Here is a 223-nt window from a genome sequence, read left to right as displayed (position 1 = left end):
TCCGGCAAACCGACATCGCCGGCAACACGTCGTCGGCGACGTCGTTCAGCTTCACGCTCGACACGTCGGCCACCGCCCCCGGTGTCGCCCTGACCACCGACTCCGGCAGCAGCGCGTCCGATCACGTCACCAATGTCGGCACGCTGAACCTGACCGGTGTCGAAACCGGCGCGACCGTCGAATACTCGACCGATGGCGGCCATACCTGGAATACCAGCTTCAG

The 223-nt window shown here is 65.5% G+C and carries 1 protein-coding gene; it reads left to right on the top strand.

All coding sequences use genetic code 11. The features are described 5' to 3' along the window. On the top strand, positions 1-223 hold a 223-nt coding region (locus tag HWY45_RS36525), incomplete at both ends, for a hypothetical protein (protein ID WP_176118541.1).

The organism is Burkholderia stagnalis (assembly GCF_902830275.1).
GTDB classification, from domain to species: domain Bacteria; phylum Pseudomonadota; class Gammaproteobacteria; order Burkholderiales; family Burkholderiaceae; genus Burkholderia; species Burkholderia stagnalis.
Note: the sequence above shows the minus strand (reverse complement) of the source record. Positions and strands in the feature narration are given on the sequence as shown.